Consider the following 18,239-nt stretch of genomic DNA (forward strand, 5'->3'; position numbering starts at 1 on the left):
CCAGCCCGAGGTACCGCCGAACGGGCACCCCACCGGGCTGCTGTCTGCCCAGGGGATCAATCTTGAGGATCACGGACTCCGTCCCACAGATCCCCATGGCGGCGGTGTGCCGGGGTGAGGCCCTGCGTGAAGTACTCGTCGTAGTACTCGTTCTCCACGTGGTGGGCCTGCAGCCAGACGCCGGGGACGTGGATCGCGTCCGTGTGCGCGGGGAAGCGGCGGTGGGTGCGCAGGATGTACGTGCAGATGTCGCGGGCGCACTCGATCACCCGCTCCTCGTACTCGCTCGCCTCGGCGAGATAGCGCCGGCCGTAGTCCTCCCGGTAGATGCGGGTGAACACGTCCTTGTCGCCGTAGACGCCCCCGGGGCCGAACTTCTCGCGGATCACCGCGTCCACCGCGTCGGACATCGAGGCGAACGCGGGCGGGCACGTCGCGGAGATCAGCTGCTCGCCGTCCGGTCCCTTCAGGCCCACCGGGTGCGAGCGCACGTTCGCGTACTTGGGGAGCGGGATGTGCCAGCGCCAGATGTCGGCCGGGCGCCAGCGCGGGGTGACGAAGGTGAAGCCGAGCATCCTGCCGTAGGCCCGGGAGAACTTCGGGTCTCCCAGGGCGATTTGAGGGTTGATGGAGGCGTGGATCCAGGCGCCGAGGCCCATCGCCTCCGCCACCAGCATCAGGTTCTGCAGCAGCAGGTCGGCCTCGATCTGGGTGCGCAGCGGACCGAGGGCTCCCAGCGGGAGCTTCAGCTTCTCGTTCAGGAAGCCGTTCTTGATCCACTTCTGCACGCCCGCGGGACGGTAGAAGTTCCGGTCGTCCACCAGCGTGGGCCGCGCCCCGTCCGGCTGCGTGAGCAGGTACATCAGGGCGTTGATGTACTGGTGGGACAGGTCGACCACCGGGAAGAGGACCGTCGTGCCCGGCAGGTTCGACAGGAAGCGGTTCGAGTCCAGGTAGGCGGGGAAGTCCCGCAGGCCCTCCGCCACGTCCAGGCGGTGGTCGAGGACCTTGACCTTGGCCTCCCGGGCGCGGGCGGTCAGGGTCGCGTCGTCGAAGGGCTCCTCCGGCGCCGGCGGCAGCTTCCGCAGGTAGTACGTGCCCGTGTCGTTGATCAGGAAGAAGTGCGTGCCCTGCGCGTTGTCGGGACTGCCCGCGGTGCGCCCCGCCATGGTCAGGTTCGGCTTCGCCATGATCGGTTTGCCGTTGCGCGGGTCCTCGAAGGGGCGGTCGGGCATGGTCAGCCCCGTACAGCCGGTGAGGGCGATCAGGACCGCCTCCTCCAGCTCGGTCAGGGGCTGCGGGGCGTCCTTGGAGACGTAACTCATCGAGCCCGCGGGGACGGTGGCGCCGCGGCTCACCCGGTGGGTGCGGCGGCGCCAGACCGTCTCCAGAAGGGGACGCACGAAGAGGTCGGCGAGCCCGGGGTGGTGGCCGTCGTCCCGGTTCTCGGGCCCGGCCTCATCCGGCGGCATCACTGCCTCCGTCCCGCACCGGCTTGACCTGCCGCCACGGCGCGAACGCGCTCGCGTCGCGGGGCAGCAGGCCCGCGAGGTCGGGTGCGTGCCGCTGGATCACGGACTTCATGCCGCTCTTCTCGACCCATTCGATGCCGAGCGGCGTGTAGATCTCGGGGCGGTAGTCGACGGTCAGGAAGCGGTCGCTCTGCAGGCGCCGGGTGGCCATCAGGATGAAGACGCGGAAGGCCGTGTCGCTGAAGCCGAAGCCGGTCGGCGGGTTCTCGGCGAACAGGCCGACCACGGTGTCGATCTCGTCGACCGAGCTGTAGACGTCCTTGAGGCGCGCGACGGTCTCCGGGTCCTGGCTCAGCTCCTCGAAGTGGCGGATGCGCGGCTTGTGCAGGCCCGCTCGGAAGTCGTTGTAGCGCGGCACGCCCCGCCTGCGGGTGCGGACGAGGTCGACGACCGACAGGTCGATGATCTCGCCGTCGCGCTCGAAGCGCTGCAGCGCGCGCGGGAAGTTGTTCAGGGTGATCGCGCCGGGGTGGGCGATGCCCAGCGAGTAGAGGGTGTCGGCCAGGCCCGTCTTGCGGATGGCGGCCTCCGCGGCGGCGCCCTGGATGTCCTGGAAGGTCAGGCTCTCCAGGCGCTGCCCGAAGTGGTGCTCGCGCATCACGTAGTCGTCGGGGATCAGCGGGTGCATCCGGTAGACGGTGACGAAGTCCTCGGTGAGCGAGTACGGCGCCGCGTGGTGGTCCGGCAGGGTCTTGGGGATGCCGGTCAGCGAATGGGACTCCAGGAGCCACAGGCCCAGCTTGTTGAGCCAGTTGTTCGGCGGGCCCTCCCAGTTGGTGTGCAGGCCGAGGTCGATGGCCTCGGTGGCGAGGATCGCCGGGGTCCACTCCACCGTGTGGATCTTGGCGATGAGGGCGGAGACCACCAGACGCGCCGTGTGGTAGACGCTGTCCTCGCTCATCGCCGGATACTCGCGGCGCAGGGCGGCGCAGACCGCGTTGTGTTCACGGGCGAACAGCGTGTGCATGGCGCTGAGGCCGAGCCACCAGCTCTCGTTGAAGCCGGTGAGCGGGATGCCGTTCTGGCCGGTGGGCAGGTGGCCGTCCTCCAGGCGCAGGTCGGCGCTGCCGTCGGCCTCGCGCAGGAACCTGGCGGTCTGCTCGTCCGCGCCGTACACCTCGGAACCGTCCCACCAGTGGGACGCCGTGTTGGCGAAGAGGATCGGCGGCTGGTCGCCGGGGAGCTGGATGCCCTCGTTCTCGGCGAAGCGCATGACGTTCTCGGGCGGGCCGCCGGGGGTGTTGTGCCAGGTGCTGCCGGGCGGCAGCGGGACCTCGACCGCCTTGCCGCCCGCCGGATAGCGGCGGTGGTTGACCCAGTCGTGGACCTGGAACTGGATCCAGGCGGCCGCCAGGACGTTGAGCGAGGTCGCGGGGATGAAGGTGTCGCGCTGGAGGAGCGTGCGGCTGACGGTGACCGGGTTCGGGGTGTCGAAGAGGTCGGGCCGGTAGTCCGGCTTCAGGTTGCGTCCGAAGGCCGCGCCCACGGCTCCCATGGAGGGCGCGGAGAGGTCGTTGTACGTCCCGTCGTACGACCGGGCCGTGCGCAGCCGTTCGTCGACCGGCGGCGGCACCCGGACGGCCTTCGGCGGCGCCTCGTGGACATCGGTGTCGATGAGATTGAGGCGCCGGAGCACCTTGCGCAGGAAGACCAGGTTCAGCAGGCTCGCCGACACCGGCAGCCTGTGCCACGGCACATAGCGGTTGAGCGCGCCGAAGAACCGTCCGACCGGGATGCCGAGGACGGTGTTGCGCAGCGGCTCGCCGGTGGTGAAGCGCAGGCCCTGGCGGTGGGCGACGCTCGCTTCGTACGCGGCCTTGCGGGCGCGGTTGAGATTGCCGAGGGGCCGGAACTCGTCGGTCGTGTACCAGGGGTTGAAGGCGAGCTCCTCGACCCGGCCGGCCGCCGCCTGCGCGTCGGCGGTGGCCAGGTCCTGGCGCGGCACGGTGAGGCGTGCGACGGGCACGGGGGGCGCGACGGTGTCCTTCCACTCCACGGAGCCGTCCTCGATGGGCGTGCGCTGTTCGTCCACGTACCGCTGGACGCACAGGTCGAAGACGACATCCGACGTGACGAGTCGGTGCGCCAGCTCCCGGTGCAGGAAGCCCGGGTCGCGGCGCTCGGGCTTGGGGTCGGGGGCGCTGCCCACGACGGGGCGCAGGAGGTAGCGGACGGGGCCCGCCTCGCCCCAGAGGATGGCGCCGCGGCTCCAGTACGTCTCCTTGGCGAGGCTGGTGACCTTGTGCCGGGTGGCCGCCTGGATGTTGCGCCGCATCCGGGTCGCGGTGGAGAACCCGACGGCGAGCGGGAGCTTCACGAACAGGCCGAAGGCCTTCTGCAGCGCGGTGTTCGCGCCCGCCATGGCCTTGGCGAAGGCCACGAACTCGCGGGCGTCGCGGGCGTGCGACACCGGGAAGTTGGTGGCGAGCAGGTCATGGCTCTCCTCGGCCGACACCGTCACCCGCACGGCCACGCCACGCAGGTCGGCCACGGCGTCGGGCTGCCGGGTGCCGCTTGCGTTGGAGAGCCGCACGGTCGCCGCGTACGCGGCGCCCGGCCGGGCGAATCCGCCGCGCAGGGCCTCGGGGAGGTCGTCGTGGAAGGTGAGGCGGGCGTTCTCCACGCCGAGCGCGGGTTTCGCGTGCTGGGTGCGGGCGAGCGAACCGGCCGCGCCGGTGCGCCGGTTCTTCGCCTGGACCTTCATGATCTCGCGGGCCAGGCGCTCGAAGAGACGGTGTTCCGCCTCGGGGCTGCCGCCCACGTATCGCTCGTAGGTCTGCTCGTACTGTCCGGTGTCGGCCATCAGGCGCTTCCTTCGCACGCAGGCATACGGGACGGGGCTGGGTCAGGGCATGGCGCCCTGTGCGACGACAGGGCTCTAGGACGCTACTGGCGGCACCGGACGGCCACAGCGCGGGTTCCCGCCTATGTGCGGGGCACGGTCCGGGCGTCGAACAGGCAGACGGGCGGCGGTATTTGGGCCTGTCGGGCGGCCGAGGGCGGGCGTGCGGCGCGGCGCGGGTGATCGTCGGGCTGTCCCTCTGGGGTCTCCTCCCCCAGCAACCCCAGGAGCGGGGCACGCCGGTGGCCGGTCCGTGCCGGGTGGGCGGGGCACCGGCACGCGCGAGGTGACTGCGGTCCGGGCCGATGGTGTGTCGCAACTCCGTTGCCGTCGCCGCCCGTTCCGGGGGGAACCATGCGCGACCACCACGCCCGGGCTCCGTCCTTCAGCGATCTGCGCCGCCCGTACAAGGCCGGCGCGGACACCGGCCCCGGTCCACCCGGACCTGGTGGAACGGCTGCTGGCGGACACGTCGCAGCCCGACCCAGAGGCGTGGTCCCGCACGCGCTCGCGACGTGCGCGGCGGTGCGCGAGCCGGCGCCGCGCTACCCGCAGATGGACAGCCTCGCCGGGCTCGCGGTGGTGGCGCCCCTCGCGTTCTTCGCGACCCGCCTCGCGCTGACCCGCTCGATCCCGTTCACGTACTCCTTCGAGGACCACGGGCCGGGGCACTACGTGAACGCGCCGGCTCCGCCGGGGGTCATGAGCGAGTACGGCGACGTCCTGTGACGCGGCGCCAGGTGCCTGGAGCCCCTAGTCGATGAAGGCTCCGTCGACGTAGACCCAGGTCCCGTCGACGCGCTCGAAGCGGCTGCGCTCATGCAGGGCGTCGGGGCGGCCCCCGTCGGTGTAGCGGGCCCGGAACTCGACCGTGCCGGTGGTGTGGAACGCGGTCCCCTCAGCCGTGTCCAGGATCTCCAGCCCGACCCAGCGCATGCCCGGGTCGAACTCGACGCGGGGCGGCCGGGTACGGGGGTGCCAGGTGCGCAGGAGGTACGCCTCGTCCCGGACGGCGAAGGCGCAGTACCGGGAGCGCATCAGCTCCTCGGGAACGGCGGCCGCGGCCTCCCCCTTGTGCAGCCGTCCGCAGCACTTCTCGTACGGCTCGGGGTGGCCGCAGGGGCAGGTGGTCTGAGGGCGGGGGGCACGTCGGGACATGCCGACCATTGTCCCCGACGCTACGGGGCGAGGATGTCCAGCTCATGCAGCGCTCCCACCGCGATCTCCCGCGTCAGCTCCTCCGCGCGCGCCGGATCGCCCTCCCGCACCGCCTCCGCGAGCCTGACGTGCAGGGTGACGGCGGCCGGGTCCGGGTCCTCGAACATGACCTGATGGTGGGTGCGGCCCGCGAGGACCTCCGCGACGACGTCGCCGAGGCGGGCGAACATCTCGTTGCCCGACGCGTTCAGGACGATGCGGTGGAAGTTGATGTCGTGGAAGAGGTAGCCCTCCAGCTGCTGGCCCCGCGAGGTGGCGACCATGCCGAGGGCGCATTCGGTGAGGGCCGCGCACTGCTCCGGGGTGGCGTGCTGGGCGGCGAGCCCCGCGGCCGCCGGTTCGATCGCCGAGCGCAGGACCGTGAGGGAGCGCAGCTGGCGGGGCCGGTCGGCGCCTGCCAGACGCCACCGGATGACCTGGGGGTCGTAGACGTTCCACTCCGCGGTGGGCCGCACCGTCACACCGACCCGGCGCCTGGACTCGACCAGGTGCATCGACTCCAGGACCCGCACCGCCTCGCGCACGACGGAGCGTGACACCTCGAAGCGCTGGGCGAGCTCGTCGGTGCGCAACACGCTGCCCGGCGGGTACTCGCCACCGGTGATGGCTGGCCCGAGGCTTTCCAGTACGCGAGCGTGCAGCCCACGGGCCTGATCGGTCATGTCGTCAGGGTATGTGGGGACCCGCGGGAACAAAAAGTCAGACTTTTGTGTCACAGCCTCTTGAATTTGTCAGACCTAATGGGTTTCAGTGACGTGAACGAGCCACGGGTCTCCCCCGTCCCGTGGCTCGTTCCGGACCGATGGCTCGTTTCGGACCGATGTCGAAGAAGACAGCGAGGCAGGACAGCGATGAGCACCCCCCACGTCGTCGTAGTGATGGGCGTGGCAGGAACCGGCAAGACGACGATCGGTCCCCTGCTCGCGGCACAGCTCGGCGTTCCCTACGCCGAGGGCGACGACTTCCACCCCCCGGCGAACATCGCCAAGATGTCGGCCGGGACCCCGCTGACCGACGACGACCGCTGGCCGTGGCTCGATGCCATCGGCGCCTGGGCCCACGGCAGGGCCGGACTCGGCGGCGTGGTCAGCAGCTCGGCGCTGAAGCGCTCCTACCGCGACCGTCTGCGGGCCGAGGCGCCCGGCATCGTCTTCGTCCACCTCACCGGAGACCGGGCCCTCATCGAGGACCGGATGTCCCACCGCCAGGGCCACTTCATGCCGACGGCCCTGCTCGACTCGCAGTTCGCCACGCTGCAGCCGCTCGGCGCGGACGAGGCGGGCGTCGCCGTCGACGTCACCGGCAGTCCGGAAGAGATCAGCGAGCGCGCCTTCCAGGCACTGGCCGCGCTCGACCAGTAGGTCCCCGCAGTTCCCCGTAGCTCCCGTAGGCCCCCCTTCCCCCGCACCCCCCTCCCCTGACGTACAAGGAAGACACCGTGACCAGTCTCAGCGTTGAGATGCTGGCAGCGGACGCCGTCGAGCCGATCACCTCCGCTGGCCATGCCCAGCTGGGTATCGCCGTCCTCGCGGGCATCGCCGTCATCGTCCTGCTCATCACGAAGTTCAAGCTGCACGCGTTCCTGGCCCTGACCATCGGTTCGCTCGCCCTCGGCGCCTTCGCGGGCGCCCCGCTCGACAAGGCGATCGCCAGCTTCACCGAAGGTCTCGGCGCGACGGTCGCGGGCGTGGGTGTGCTGATCGCGCTCGGCGCGATCCTCGGCAAGCTGCTCGCCGACTCCGGCGGCGCGGACCAGATCGTCGACACGATCCTCGCCAAGGCGGGCGGGCGCTCCATGCCGTGGGCGATGGTCCTGATCGCCTCGGTGATCGGGCTTCCGCTGTTCTTCGAGGTCGGCATCGTGCTGCTGATCCCGGTCGTCCTGATGGTCGCCAAGCGCGGCAACTACTCGCTGATGCGGATCGGCATCCCGGCCCTGGCCGGTCTGTCCGTGATGCACGGGCTCATCCCGCCGCACCCCGGCCCGCTGGTCGCGATCGACGCGGTGGACGCGAACCTCGGCATCACCCTCGCGCTCGGCGTGCTCGTCGCCATCCCCACGGTGATCATCGCCGGACCGGTCTTCTCGAAGTACGCGGCGAAGTGGGTGGACGTCCCCGCCCCCGAGAAGATGATGCCGCAGCGTCCTTCGGAGGACCTGGAGAAGCGTCCCGGGTTCGGCGTGACGGTCGCGACCGTGCTGCTGCCCGTCGTGATGATGCTGGCCAAGGCCCTGGTCGACATCATCGTCGACAACCCCGAGCACACGGTGCAGCGCGTCTTCGACGTCATCGGCTCACCGCTGATCGCGCTGCTTGCGGCGGTCATCGTGGGCATGTTCACGCTGGGCCGTGCGGCCGGCTTCACGAAGGAGCGTCTCTCGACCACCGTCGAGAAGTCGCTCGCGCCGATCGCCGGTGTGCTGATGATCGTGGGCGCGGGTGGTGGCTTCAAGCAGACCCTCATCGCCTCCGGTGTCGGCGAGATGGTCCTGGACATCTCCAAGGACTGGTCGATCCCGGCGCTGCTGCTCGCGTGGCTGATCGCCGTGGTGATCCGCCTCGCCACGGGTTCGGCGACGGTGGCCACCATCTCGGCGGCCGGTCTTGTGGCACCGCTGGCCGCGGACATGTCCGACGCGCACACGGCGCTGCTCGTGCTGGCCATCGGAGCGGGTTCGCTCTTCTTCTCGCACGTGAACGACGCGGGGTTCTGGCTGGTGAAGGAGTACTTCGGGATGAGCGTCGGGCAGACGATCAAGACCTGGTCCGTGATGGAGACGATCATCTCCGTGGTCGCGGGTGGGCTGGTGCTGTTGCTCTCCCTTGTGATTTAGCCGGGCCGGGGGCCTTGGTTGCCGTCATCACCGGCTTCGCCGAGTTCGTCCTCAAACGCCGGACAGGCTGGATTCCAGCCCGTCCGGCGCCTTCACTTCCGCCACAGCGGATGCTCCCTCTCCGCCCACTCCGGGTCGACGGACCCGGTCCGCATCCCCCGCCGCGCCTCCGGGTCCGCCCACGCCATCCCCACGTGCCCGGCGGTCACCACGCCGAGCGTCAGGGCGAGCCAGTCGTGGACGAACGTGCTTCCCGTACGCCAGGACAGCGGGGTGAGGTGCGTGAACCACATCAGCAGGCCCGTGCCCAGCATCACCAGGACCGCTCCGGCGAGCCAGCCCGCGTACAGCTTCTGGCCCGCGTTGAACTTTCCCGCCCGGCGGTGCGGGTTCCGGCGCCTCAGCCACGCCCTGTCGTGCGGGCCGAAGCGGTTCAGGAGGCGCAGGTCGCCGCGGAAGGCGCGGGACGCGAGGCCCGCGAGGAAGGGCGCGGGGAGCAGCAGGCCCGACCACTCGTGGACGGTCACCACAAGGGCGCGGCGCCCCACCAGTTCGGCCAGCTGAGGAACGTACAGGCACGCCGCGGTCGCGACGCACACCCCCATGAGTAGCGCCGTCACCCGGTGCACCCACCGCTGTGCCGGGCTGAACCTCCGCACTCGCGCCGCGGCCGCCTCAAGCCGTGGGGTTGTCGTCCCTGCCATTCGAATCACCCACCCACGCGTCGACGTCGTAGCCCCGCTTCTCCCAGTAACCCGGCTGCACCTCGTCGGTGAGCGTGATCCCGGAGAGCCACTTCGCGGACTTGTAGAAGTACATGGGGGCGACGTAGAGGCGGACCGGGCCGCCGTGGCTGTGGCTCAGGTCCTTGTCCTGCATGCGCAGCGCCACCAGGACGTCCTTCCGCCGGGCCTGCTTCAGCGTCAGGCTCTCGCTGTACGTGCCGTCGAAGCACGTGAAGCGGACGGCGCGGGCGGTGGGGCGCACCCCTGCCGCGTCCAGGATGTGGGAGAGGCGCACGCCCTCGAAGGGGGTGTCCGGCACCCGCCAGCCCGTCACGCACTGGACGTCGCGCACCAGGCGGGTCTGCGGCAGGGCACGCAGCTCGGTCAGTGTGTACGTCGTGGGGCGGTCCACCAGGCCGTCGATCTTCAGGCGGTACGTGGACGCGCTCTTGTGCGGGACCGAGGAGGCCACCGAGTAGTAGCGGAATCCGCCCCCGTTGGGGAGCAGGTCCGTCAGGCCCGTGGGGTCCTTGTCGGACGCGGCGCCCAGGAAGGATTCCAGGCCCCGCTGGAGCTGTGGCGCGGCGGCCACCCCCGCGACGCCGAGGCCGAGCATGCCCAGGACCAGACGGCGGCCGACCGGTGTCCCGGCGCCACCGTCCTCTTCGGGCGGGTGCGGAAGGGGAGTTGTCACCCCCCGATTCGAGCACCCGCGGACCCCCGGGTACAGGGGCCGCGGGTGTCCGTCAGCGTTTCGTCATACCTGGGCGCGCGGCTGCTCGCCCGGTGCCTCCGCCGCCTTCTCCAGCTGGAACGCCTCGTTGCCCAGGCCGATCCGTGCGTGCGCGTCCGGCTTGGTCGAGCGCAGGAACAGGCCGTAGACCACGCCGATGAGGGCGGCGAGCAGGATGATGCCGGGCAGCACCCAGCTGAGCGCCGAACCGGAGTCCGCGCCGACCAGGACGTCGAAGTCCTTGACGGTGAAGCCCGCGATGACGAGCAGGCCGGCCGCGGCGAGGGCGGAGGCAGTGATGCGCCAGGCCTGGGCCCGTGCGGCGCCGCGTCGTACGAAGAAGACGATGACCGCGACGGACGCCGTGGCCATCAGGAGGATGACGCCGAGGGCGCCGATGTTGCCGCCCCAGGTGAACAGGTGCAGGACCGGGGCGGTCGGATCGCCGAACGGGCCGTCGTCGGTGACCGCGAAGGCCACCACGATGACGACGGAGATGACCGTCTGGAGCAGGGAGCCGGTGCCGGGCGCGCCGGTGGAGGTGTTGGTCCTGCCGAACGCGGCGGGCAGCAGACCCTCACGGCCCATGGCGAAGGCGTAACGGGCGACCACGTTGTGGAAGGAGAGGATCGCCGCGAACATGCCGGTCACGAACAGGACATGGAGTACGTCGGTGAAGGTGCCGCCGAGCCGGGACTCGGTGAGCCCGAAGAGCAGCCCCGCGCTCTGTTCCTGTGCGGCGGAGACGATGCCGGAGGGACCCGCGGCGACCGAGAGCGCCCAGGAGCTGATCGCGAAGAAGATCGCGACGAAACCGACGGCGAAGAACATCACGCGGGCGACGACGACCTGCGGGCGGCTGGTCTCCTCCGCGTACACGGGTGCCTGCTCGAAGCCGGTGAACGCGGCGATGCAGAAGCAGAGCGAGGTGGCGACGCCCGCGCCCGTGAGGGTGTCGAAGTGGAACGCTTCCAGGGACAGGCCTTCCTTGGCCGGGTCCGCGATGGCCGCGATGTCGAAGATGACGACGAGCGCCACCTCGATGAGCAGCAGCACGCCGAGCACGCGCGCGTTCAGGTCGATCTTCAGCCAGGCGAGCACGCCGACGACGGCGACGGTGACAAGGGCCGGTATCCACCAGGCGACTTCGACGTCGAAGTAGGTGTTCAGGAGCCCGGACACCTCGAAGCCGAGAAGGCCGTAGAGACCCGCCTGCAGCACGCTGTAGGCGACGAGTGCGACCAGCGAGGCGCCCGCGCCCGCGGTGCCGCCCAGGCCCCTCGATATGTACGCGTAGAAGGCGCCCGCGTTGTGGACGTGCCGGCTCATCTCGGCGTAGCCGAAGCTGAACAGACCGAGGACCACGCCGAGGATGAGGAAGAGCAGCGGCTGTCCGACCACACCCATCACGCCATATGTGGTGGGCATGACACCGGCGACGACCATGAGCGGTCCGGTCGCCGCGAGCACGGACAGGAGGAGGCCCGCCGTGCCGAGCCGGCCGGCGCGCAGTGCCGTCTCCTGGCCCTTGTACGTGCTGATCCCGCTGCCGTCGGCGGCGCCCTTGGGGCTCGCGGGTCTCGTGTCGCTCGTGCTGCTCGAACTGCCCGTCGCCATGGCGCGGTTGTCCTTTCGAATCGGCCGGTTGGTGCGGTGGGTCAGGCGGAGCCGAGCGCGGCGCTGCGCGCGGCGGTGAACGCCTTGTACGGGTCCCGGTCCGGGTACGACCAGGGGGCTCGGGTCGCGTGCCGCCCGATGCGGTGGAAGAGGGCGGCCGCCTCGGCCGCCCGGCCCTCGCAGAACTTGGCGTGAGCGAGGAAGTTGAGGTCGACGAGGCCGCGCGGGTGGGTCCCGCCCGTCGGCAACTGCCACTCCAGCCACCAGTCGAAGGCGGCCTTCATGACCTGCCGGGCCCGGCGTCCCGTCCAGTGCTCGGAGGCCGCCGGGTTCACGGGCTCGCTGCCCGCGGCGGCGAGCACGCGGTAGCGCTCGGCGTGCGCGATGACGGGCAGGACCGCCAAGGGCGAATCCGCGGGCGCCTGTTCGGCCGCCCAGGCGGCGAAGTCGTACACCTCGTGCAGCGGGTCCTGGCCCGCGGCGGGGCGTCGCTCGGCGAGCCTCGCCACCATCAGGTGGTGGGCGTGATGGTGCTCGGGGTGCCGGTGGCGGACCTCGTCGAAGAGCCGGACGACGTCCTCCTCGCGGCCGAGGGAACGCTCCAGGGTGAGCAGTGCGAGCCACGGCGTGGGGTCGGCGGGCAGCAGCGCGGCCACTTCGCGGCAGGCGTCCCGCGCCTTCTCGGAACGCCCCTTGCCGCGCAGCGCGAGGTGCACGGACGCATAGGCGAGCAGCACGAGGACATCGGTGCTCTCCGGCTCGGCGAGCCGCCAGTCACGGGCCCAGGCGGTGGTGGTCTGCTCCTGCGCGAGTACGTCGAACCGGTGGCCCCTGCGGTCCCAGTCGTCACCGGTGGCGGCCAGCAGCGCGCGGACCTCGGTCCAGCGGCCCTGGGCCAAGGCGGTACGGGCGTCGGCGAGTTCGGTGTCGTCGAGTGCGGAGTCGAAGGCGTAGGCCGCCCGCTTGCGGGAACGGCCCAAGGGGGGTGGGGGTGGTGACACCGCGGGACTTCCTCCCCGGCGCGGCTCGCGTACGGATGATCACGCACAGCAAAGCGGTAGGCAGCCCTCCAGTCAAGGTCTGCCTTACCCGGGCCCCTTCACCAACTCGTTTCAGAATCCTCAGACTTCACCCCCCACCTGCGGAGTTGACCGACAGGACACGATTCGGACAAGCGGCGACGATCACGTCATGACGTGGCGAACGCGCCCGTCAGCTCACCGACTTGGCCGCCGCCCGGCCCGCCGTGCGCCCCGAGAAGAGGCAGCCGCCGAGGAAGGTGCCTTCGAGCGAGCGGTAGCCGTGCACTCCCCCGCCGCCGAAGCCGGCCGCCTCCCCCGCCGCGTACACCCCGGGCAGCGGTTCGCCGCCCTGGGCCAGGACGCGCGAGGACAGGTCGGTCTCCAGGCCGCCGAGGGTCTTGCGGGTGAGGATGTTGAGCCGCACGGCGACGAGCGGGCCCGCCTTGGGGTCGAGGATGCGATGCGGGGCGGCGGCCCTGATGAGCCGGTCGCCAAGGAACTTGCGGGCGCCGTGGATCGCGGTGACCTGGAGGTCCTTGGTGAAGGGGTTGGCGATCTCGCGGTCGCGCGCGGTGATGGTGCGGCGCAGCGCGGCCTCGTCGATGAGGGGTTCCTTGGTGAGCGCGTTCATGCCGCGCACCAGGGAGGAGAGGTCCTTCTCCACCACGAAGTCGGCGCCGTTGTCCATGAACGCCTTCACGGGGGCGGCCACGTCGGCGCGTGCCCGGTCGATGACGCCGCGCACGGACTTGCCGGTGAGGTCGGGGTTCTGTTCCGAGCCGCTGAGCGTGAACTCCTTGCCGATGATGCGCTGGTTGAGCACGAACCACGTGTACTCATAACCCGACTTCATGATGTGTTCGAGCGTGCCGAGGGTGTCGAAGCCGGGGAAGAGCGGCACCGGCAGCCGGTCGCCGCGCGCGTCGAGCCAGAGCGAGGAGGGGCCCGGCAGGATGCGGATGCCGTGGTTGTCCCAGATCGGGTTCCAGTTCTGGATGCCCTCGGTGTAGTGCCACATGCGGTCGCGGTTGATGAGCCGCGCGCCCGCCTCCTCGGTGATGCCGAGCATCCGTCCGTCGACGTGCGCGGGCACACCGGAGACCATCCGCTCGGGCGGAGTGCCGAGGCGCTCGGGCCAGTTGGCGCGCACGAGGTCGTGGTTGCCGCCGATGCCGCCGGAGGTGACGATCACCGCCTGGGCCCTGAACTCGAAGGAGCCGGTGACCTCGCGGCTGCTTGCCGTGCCGCGCTCGGCGTCGGAGGGCGCGAGGACCTCGCCGCTCACGGTGTCGACGCTGCCCGCGCTGCGGGACAGACCCGAGACGCGGTGGCGGAACTTGAGCTGGACGAGGCCGCGGGCGACGCCTTCGCGCACCCGGCGCTCGAAGGGGGCGACGAGGCCGGGGCCCGTGCCCCAGGTGATGTGGAAACGCGGCACCGAGTTGCCGTGCCCCTGCGCGTCGTAGCCGCCGCGCTCGGCCCAGCCCACCACGGGGAAGAACCGCACGCCCTGCCCGTGCAGCCAGGGCCGCTTCTCGCCCGCGGCGAAGTCGACGTACGCCTCGGCCCATTTGCGGGGCCAGTGGTCCTCGGGGCGGTCGAAGGCGGCCGTGCCCATCCAGTCCTGGAGGGCCAGGGCGCGGGAGTCCTTGATGCGGAGCCTGCGCTGCTCCGGGGAGTCGACGAAGAAGAGCCCGCCGAAGGACCAGTGCGCCTGGCCGCCGAGCGACTGCTCGGGCTCCTGGTCGACGAGGATGACCCGGCGGCCCGCGTCGACGAGTTCCGCGGTGGCGGCCAGGCCGGCGAGGCCCGCACCGATCACGATGACGTCCGCGTCGTAGGCCATCCGGGGGTTCCTCCTCAGCAGGTGCTTACTGGTGAGTTCAGATCCTGAGTAACCGCGGGAGCGGCGTCAACCTTCTGGGCCCGGCAACCTCGGGGATGACGGCCTCGCTTTTAATAATGGTCAGCATTAACATAACTGTATGGCCAGGACCTCAGGACCCGAGACCCGGGAGAAGCTGATCCGCGCCGGCGAGGAGGTCTTCGCCGCGCAAGGCGTGCACGGCGCGCAACTGCGGGACATCGTGCGACTCGCCGGACAGAGCAACCCGTCCGCCGTCCAGTACCACTTCGGCAGCCGCGCGGGCCTCCTGGACGCCGTCATGGCCGAGCGCCAGACCCGTACGGAGAAGATGCTCACCGCCGAGCTGCGGCAGGCACCGGACGGACTCCGCGGGCTGCTCACGGCCCTGGTGCACGCGGAGGCCACCGAGCTCCGCTCGGAACGGGGCCGCCGCTGCCTGCGCATCTCGGCCCAGCTCAGCCACGAGAGCGGCGTCCGCACCCGCACCCCGCACCCGACGCTCGACGGCACCGTCTACTGGGACCTGATCGGCCGCGTGGAGGACTGCCTCACCGATCCCCCCGCCGTCCCCGATGTCCCCGATGTCCCCGATCTCCCCGAGCCGCTGCGCCTTGAGCGGCTCGACCTCGCGCTCACCCTGATCGGCGCCGCCCTGGCCGACCGCGCGGGCCAGTACCTGGCAGGCACCACCCCCCTGACCGACGAACCGCTCTTCCTCGCGGATCTCGTCGAGACCACCACGGCCCTGCTTCGGGCCCCCGTCCCGCGGAGACAGACATGAGCGCAGCGCACGACCTCACCGGCAAGACCGTCGTCATCACCGGAGCCGCCCGCGGCCTCGGTGCCGAGGCCGCACGCCAGGCGGTCGCCGCCGGTGCGAACGTCGTCCTGACCGACGTGCTCGACAAGGAGGGCGAGGTCACCGCCGCCGAGCTCGGCGAGCGCGCCCGCTTCGCGCACCACGACGTGACCTCGGAGGAGGACTGGCAGCGCGTCGTGGCCCTCGCGGTCGGCGAGTTCGGCGGGGTCCACGGCCTGGTCAACAACGCCGGTATCTCCACGGGCCAGTTCCTGGAGTCGGAGTCGGTCGAGCACTTCCGCAAGGTCCTCGACATCAACCTCACCGGCGTCTTCATCGGCATGAAGAGCGTCGTCCCGGCCATGAAGGAGGCCGGTGGCGGCTCCATCGTCAACATCTCGTCGGCGGCCGGGCTCATGGGCCTGGCTCTCACCGCCGGTTACGGCGCGTCCAAGTGGGGCGTCCGCGGGCTCACCAAGATCGGCGCCGTGGAGCTCGGCACCGCCCGCATCCGCGTCAACTCCGTCCACCCGGGCATGACGTACACCCCGATGACCGCGCAGGTGGGCATCGAGAAGGGCGAGGGCAAGTACCCCAACACCCCGATGGGCCGGGTCGGCGAGCCGCACGAGATCGCGGGCGCCATGGTCTTCCTGCTCTCCGACGCCGCCTCGTACGTGACCGGCGCCGAGCTCGCCGTCGACGGCGGCTGGACCGCGGGCCCCACCGTCAAGTACGTCATGGGTCAGTGAGATCGGCGGTGGGGTTGGATGGTCGGCATGACGACGAACAGCCGGCCCGTGCCCGATCCCAGCGAAGAGATCCTGCCCATCGTCGACGAGAACGACGAGGTCGTCGGCGAGGCCCCGCGCGGTGAGGTGTACGCGCGCGGCCTGCGCCACCGCTGCGTCTTCATCCAGGCGCGGGACGCCGACGGCCGCGTGTTCGTGCACCGGCGCACGCCGGTCAAGCTGGTCTTCCCCTCGATGTACGACATGTTCGTCGGCGGTGTCGTCGGGGCCGGCGAGTCCTACGACGACGCCGCCCTGCGCGAGGCGGAGGAGGAACTCGGCGTCCACGGCCTGCCGCGGCCCACACCGCTGTTCAAGTTCCTGTACGAGGACGGCGCGGGGCACAGCTGGTGGTCGTACCTGTACGAGGTGCGCTGTGACCTGCCGGTGGACCCGCAGGCCGAGGAGGTCGCCTGGCACGCCTTCGTCACCGAGGAGGAGCTGGCGGAGCGGCTCGGCGAGTGGGCGTGGGTGCCGGACGGGCTCGCTGCGTACGAGCGGCTGCGGGAACATCGCGCCAGCTAGGGTCGGCTGGTGAGCAACTTCGTACACAGCCTTCGCCTGTGGTTCGCGCCCGAGCGGATCCGGGACGAGGGCGACACCCCCGACTACCGCTTCTCGCTCGCCAACGAGCGCACCTTCCTCGCCTGGCTGCGCACCGCGCTCGCCCTCATCGGGGGCGGTTTCGCGGTGGACCAGTTCCTGCCGGACCTGCGCTGGGGGTGGCGCATCGGGCTCGCACTGGCCCTGCTCGCGGCGGGCGTGCTCAGCTCGCTGCGCGCGGTCAATCACTGGGTGCGCTGCGAGCGGGCGATGCGGCGCGGCGAGGATCTGCCCGTCTCGCGCTTCCCGACCGTCCTGAGCCTGGCCGTCGCGGTCGTGGCGCTCGCCATGGTCGTCGTCGTGCTCTTCGGGTGGGAGGGGTGACCGACCGGGAGGTGGCCGTCCCCGAGCGCGATCCCGGGCTGCAGCCGGAGCGCACCCGGCTCGCATGGCGGCGTACGACCCTGTCCTGCACCGTCGCGTCGGTCCTCGCGGCGCGCGCCGCCCTCCAGGAGGGCACCACCGCGGTGGCCGTCGTCGCCTGCGCCCTCTGCCTGCTCCTGTGGCTCGGTTTCCTGGTCGTGGCGCACCGCAGGATGACCGAGCTCGCAGCGAGCAGCAGGCCGCTCCGGCTTCCGGCGCGGGCCGCGGCGACGGCCGCCCTATGCACGATGGCGCTCGCGGTCTGCGCGAGCGCCATGGTGTTCTGAGCGGCCCGGCGCGAAAGGGCGCCGCCGTCAGTGCCCGGCGGGCCCTTCCTCGGTCGTCCAGTCCACGGTGACGACGATCTTGCCCCGGGTGCGGCCCTCCGCGTTCAGGCGGTAGGCGTCCGCCGCCCGCTCCAGCGGGAACGTCTCGGAGACGTGGACCGTGACGACGTCCTGCTCCACGAGCTGCGTGAGGCGCTGGAGATCGTCCGCGTCCGGACGCACGAAGCAGTAGTGGCCGCCGAGGCCGATGACCGCGCCGTCCGCGATCGACGCGAGACGGCCGTCCGGTGCGAGGAGTTCGGCGGACACCTTGAGGGTGTCGCCGCCGATCGTGTCGAAGACCGCGTCCACCCCGTCCGGGGCGAGGGCCCGCACGCGGTCGGCCAGACCGTCGCCGTAGGTGACCGGCTCCGCGCCGAGTTCCCGCAGGAAGTCGTGGTTGCGCTCGCTCGCGGTGCCGATGACGCGGGCGCCCGCGTGCCGGGCCAGCTGGACGGCGATCGAGCCGACGCCGCCGGCCGCCGCGTGCACGAGGACGATCTCACCCTCCGTCACCGCGAGCGTCTTGACGACCACCTGATAGGCGGTGAGCCCGGTGAGCGGCAGGCCCGCGGCCTCCTCGAAGGTGAGGTTGCGCGGTTTGCGGGCCAGGGTGCGCACGGGCGCCGCCACGTACTCGGCGAAGGTGCCGCGGGAGAGGAAGTCCTCGCGTACGTAGCCGATGACCTCGTCCCCCACCGCGTACTCCGGGACGGAGGCGCCCGGCTGCACCACGACGCCCGCAACGTCCCAGCCCGGGATCACCGGATAGACGGGGTCGAGGATGGCGTCGAGGTGCCCGCCCATGCACTTCCAGTCGACGGGGTTCACCGACGCGGCGCGGACTTTCACCAGGACGGAGTCGGGGCCGACCTTGGGGTCGCGGACGTCGCCGTACTCGAGGACTTCGGGGCCGCCGTACCGGCGGTAGCTGATCGCCTTCATGGGGTCGGCTTCCTGGGAGC

18 protein-coding genes are annotated in these 18,239 nt (G+C 71.2%); 8 read left to right on the forward strand and 10 right to left on the reverse strand.

The features are described from left to right. Window positions 1-56: 56 nt before the first annotated feature. On the reverse strand, window positions 57-1,472 hold the full coding sequence (locus tag ACWGIH_RS15550) for a hypothetical protein (protein ID WP_453445028.1): 1,416 nt from the start codon (window positions 1,470-1,472) through the stop codon (window positions 57-59). Next, window positions 1,459-4,335 (reverse strand): peroxidase family protein, encoded by a 2,877-nt coding sequence (locus ACWGIH_RS15555; protein ID WP_453445029.1) that lies wholly within the window; start codon window positions 4,333-4,335, stop codon window positions 1,459-1,461. Before ACWGIH_RS15555 ends, ACWGIH_RS15550 begins: the two co-directional genes overlap by 14 nt. A 393-nt stretch (window positions 4,336-4,728) precedes the next feature. Between ACWGIH_RS15555 and ACWGIH_RS15560 the strand changes: the two genes are divergently transcribed. Beyond that, window positions 4,729-5,103, forward strand: coding sequence for a hypothetical protein (locus tag ACWGIH_RS15560; RefSeq protein WP_453445031.1), 375 nt, complete (start codon window positions 4,729-4,731; stop codon window positions 5,101-5,103). Window positions 5,104-5,127: 24 nt separating this feature from the next. Here the strand turns inward: ACWGIH_RS15560 and ACWGIH_RS15565 are convergent, their stop codons facing one another. Continuing rightward, entirely contained in the window at window positions 5,128-5,532 is a 405-nt protein-coding gene (locus tag ACWGIH_RS15565; protein WP_453445033.1) for a YchJ family protein, read from the reverse strand. 20 nt (window positions 5,533-5,552) lie between these two features. Then, the gene (locus ACWGIH_RS15570) at window positions 5,553-6,254 is read right to left on the reverse strand and encodes a FadR/GntR family transcriptional regulator (RefSeq protein ID WP_453445034.1); all 702 of its coding nucleotides are present in this window, start codon (window positions 6,252-6,254) and stop codon (window positions 5,553-5,555) included. Between the two features lie 189 nt (window positions 6,255-6,443). Here ACWGIH_RS15570 and ACWGIH_RS15575 point away from each other — a divergent pair, with 189 nt between their 5' ends. Next, the gene (locus ACWGIH_RS15575) at window positions 6,444-6,953 is read left to right on the forward strand and encodes a gluconokinase (protein ID WP_453445036.1); all 510 of its coding nucleotides are present in this window, start codon (window positions 6,444-6,446) and stop codon (window positions 6,951-6,953) included. A 77-nt stretch (window positions 6,954-7,030) separates the two neighbouring features. Next, a complete protein-coding gene (locus ACWGIH_RS15580; protein WP_453445038.1) occupies window positions 7,031-8,428 on the forward strand; it encodes a GntT/GntP/DsdX family permease in 1,398 nt (465 codons plus the stop codon). Window positions 8,429-8,520: 92 nt separating this feature from the next. Here the strand turns inward: ACWGIH_RS15580 and ACWGIH_RS15585 are convergent, their stop codons facing one another. The 5 genes from ACWGIH_RS15585 to ACWGIH_RS15605 form a co-directional block, all read right to left on the reverse strand. After that, complete coding sequence (locus ACWGIH_RS15585) at window positions 8,521-9,132, reverse strand: cytochrome b/b6 domain-containing protein (protein WP_453445040.1); 612 nt, start codon at window positions 9,130-9,132, stop codon at window positions 8,521-8,523. Then, window positions 9,104-9,769, reverse strand: coding sequence for a molybdopterin-dependent oxidoreductase (locus tag ACWGIH_RS15590; RefSeq protein WP_453445215.1), 666 nt, complete (start codon window positions 9,767-9,769; stop codon window positions 9,104-9,106). Before ACWGIH_RS15590 ends, ACWGIH_RS15585 begins: the two co-directional genes overlap by 29 nt. Window positions 9,770-9,910: 141 nt before the next feature. Then, window positions 9,911-11,503, reverse strand: coding sequence for an APC family permease (locus tag ACWGIH_RS15595; RefSeq protein ID WP_453445041.1), 1,593 nt, complete (start codon window positions 11,501-11,503; stop codon window positions 9,911-9,913). 41 nt (window positions 11,504-11,544) lie between these two features. Further along, on the reverse strand, window positions 11,545-12,504 hold the full coding sequence (locus ACWGIH_RS15600; RefSeq protein ID WP_453445043.1) for a hypothetical protein: 960 nt from the start codon (window positions 12,502-12,504) through the stop codon (window positions 11,545-11,547). Between the two features lie 211 nt (window positions 12,505-12,715). Next, window positions 12,716-14,371, reverse strand: coding sequence for an FAD-binding dehydrogenase (locus ACWGIH_RS15605; RefSeq protein WP_453445045.1), 1,656 nt, complete (start codon window positions 14,369-14,371; stop codon window positions 12,716-12,718). A 139-nt stretch (window positions 14,372-14,510) separates the two neighbouring features. Here ACWGIH_RS15605 and ACWGIH_RS15610 point away from each other — a divergent pair, with 139 nt between their 5' ends. From ACWGIH_RS15610 to ACWGIH_RS15630, 5 genes are read left to right on the forward strand one after another with little or no spacing between them, the layout of a single operon-like run. Further along, the gene (locus ACWGIH_RS15610; protein ID WP_453445046.1) at window positions 14,511-15,173 is read left to right on the forward strand and encodes a TetR/AcrR family transcriptional regulator; all 663 of its coding nucleotides are present in this window, start codon (window positions 14,511-14,513) and stop codon (window positions 15,171-15,173) included. Further along, window positions 15,170-15,943, forward strand: a complete 774-nt coding sequence (locus ACWGIH_RS15615) for a glucose 1-dehydrogenase (protein WP_451213785.1) — start codon at window positions 15,170-15,172, stop codon at window positions 15,941-15,943. The genes ACWGIH_RS15610 and ACWGIH_RS15615 overlap by 4 nt, the downstream gene beginning before the upstream one ends. A 27-nt stretch (window positions 15,944-15,970) precedes the next feature. Continuing rightward, on the forward strand, window positions 15,971-16,507 hold the full coding sequence (locus tag ACWGIH_RS15620; RefSeq protein WP_453445048.1) for an NUDIX hydrolase: 537 nt from the start codon (window positions 15,971-15,973) through the stop codon (window positions 16,505-16,507). 9 nt (window positions 16,508-16,516) lie between these two features. Next, window positions 16,517-16,909, forward strand: a complete 393-nt coding sequence (locus tag ACWGIH_RS15625) for a YidH family protein (RefSeq protein WP_453445050.1) — start codon at window positions 16,517-16,519, stop codon at window positions 16,907-16,909. Next, the gene (locus tag ACWGIH_RS15630; RefSeq protein ID WP_453445052.1) at window positions 16,897-17,235 is read left to right on the forward strand and encodes a DUF202 domain-containing protein; all 339 of its coding nucleotides are present in this window, start codon (window positions 16,897-16,899) and stop codon (window positions 17,233-17,235) included. Before ACWGIH_RS15625 ends, ACWGIH_RS15630 begins: the two co-directional genes overlap by 13 nt. Window positions 17,236-17,262: 27 nt before the next feature. Here ACWGIH_RS15630 and ACWGIH_RS15635 read toward each other — a convergent pair whose 3' ends face one another. After that, a complete protein-coding gene (locus ACWGIH_RS15635) occupies window positions 17,263-18,219 on the reverse strand; it encodes an NADP-dependent oxidoreductase (protein ID WP_453445053.1) in 957 nt (318 codons plus the stop codon). Window positions 18,220-18,239 lie beyond the last annotated feature (20 nt).

The sequence above is a fragment of the Streptomyces sp. NPDC054872 genome (assembly GCF_053610705.1).